Source organism: Cupriavidus sp. GW822-FHT02D05 (assembly GCF_058802485.1).
In genome coordinates, this window is the sequence record NZ_JBXAOE010000077.1 from 1 (window position 1) to 1,531 (window position 1,531).

The following is a 1,531-nucleotide window of genomic DNA, read 5'->3' on the forward strand; positions in this document are numbered from 1 at the left end:
CCCTTCCCGGCCATGAGCGGCCGTCCGGATTGCAGGCGCGTGGTCGGTCGAGGGGCTGCTGCGCATCCCATATCGGACGTTGTTACGGTCTTACCTAAAATAGCGTAGCGAGGTTGGTAATGGCCGCCCGTTCAACGCACCACCCCCGGCGCGATGCGGCGAAGCAAAAGGCTTCGGCGCTCGCTCGACGATCATGACGAAGCGCCGTGCCTGCAAGCTCATTGCATGTGCACGGGAGCACATTCGTTCATCAGTGCGACGACCCAGTCGATGAACACACGCAGCTTCGCGCTGACATGGCGGTTCGGCGGATACGCGATGTAAAGCGGCATCGGATCGAGCTGCCAGTCCTCGAACAGCGCGACGAGCTCGCCCCGTCTCAGATGAGCTTTCGACATATAACGTGGGAGCCACATGATGCCAAGGCCGGCCACTCCAGCCGCGAGATAGGCGTTGCCGTCATCCACGGCGAGCGCGTAACGGCCTTGCGCCTTTACCGTCTCGCCGCGGCGATGCATGACGAGCGGATAGAGATTGCCCGCGCGTCCCCACGAGAACCCGATGATGCGGTGATGCGAGTTTTCGAGTTCCCCGGGATGCGAAGGCGTACCTGCCAACGAGAGATATCCGGGCGACGCGAAGACGCCGAGCGGAAGCTCCGCCACGCACCGGGCGACCATGGATTGATCGTTCGGCTCGCCTCCACGCACGACGCAATCCACGTTCTCGCCGATGATATCGACGGTGCGGTCACTCACACCCATGTCGAGTTGAATGTCGGGATAGCGGGCGAGGAATGCCGGCAGCGCCGGGATGAGGATCAGGCGGGCGAACGGACTCGGCACATCCACGCGAAGGCGGCCTCGCGGCACCGCCGATGCGCTCGACAGGCTCGTCTCGGCGTCGTCCATATCGGCGAGCAGCCGGGTCACGCGCTCGTAGTACGCGATGCCATCCGGCGTGACGTTGATCCTGCGCGTCGTCCGGTTCAGCAGCCGGACGCGCAATCGCGCTTCGAGTTGCTGGACCAAGTGCGTCACCGTGGTCTTGCTCATATGAAGCGTCTCGGCCGCCTTCGTGAAGCTGCCTGCCTCGACTACCCGGACGAAAGCGCGCATCGCGTCGAAGCGGTCCATGAGTGTTTGCCTCGTGTTTGAATTGTTTGCATTTTACAAACAGTCATGGACAGGGTTGGACGTTTATCGCGCGGGCGCCGGTCGGTAGAGTGAGCTGATCGAAACCAATGATTTATTAATGGAGGTGGAAGTGGGCAAGCGCGATGTGGTATTTCCGCCGGGACGTCAGGCGCTTTACGAGCGTAACCGGTATTCTCCGGCCCTACGGGCGAGTGGTTTGCTGTTCGTATCGGGTCAGGTCGGCAGCCGCGAGGACGGAACGCCTGAGCCGGATCTGCAGGAACAGGTTCGGCTCGCTTTTCGAAACCTGAATGCGATCCTGCACGAGGCCGGATGCACGTTCGACGATGTGGTGGACGTCACGGTGTTCATGGTCGATCCGCAATCGACATTCG

At 61.9% G+C, this 1,531-nt stretch carries 2 protein-coding genes; one reads left to right on the forward strand and one right to left on the reverse strand.

Annotation, left to right across the window (positions count from 1 at the left end; genetic code table 11):
* Window positions 1-218: 218 nt before the first annotated feature.
* On the reverse strand, window positions 219-1,136 hold the full coding sequence (locus AC1RQK_RS40400; protein ID WP_492815255.1) for a LysR family transcriptional regulator: 918 nt from the start codon (window positions 1,134-1,136) through the stop codon (window positions 219-221).
* 130 nt (window positions 1,137-1,266) lie between these two features.
* On the opposite strand from AC1RQK_RS40400, the gene AC1RQK_RS40405 reads away from it, so the two are divergent.
* The coding region (locus AC1RQK_RS40405; protein WP_492815257.1) for a Rid family hydrolase at window positions 1,267-1,531 on the forward strand (265 nt) is incomplete at its 3' end.

What these genes read in the sequence shown, in the direction of transcription:
- AC1RQK_RS40400 (WP_492815255.1), bottom strand. Translation starts at nt 1,136, where the DNA reads ATGGACCGCTTCGACGCGATGCGCGCTTTCGTCCGGGTAGTCGAGGCA.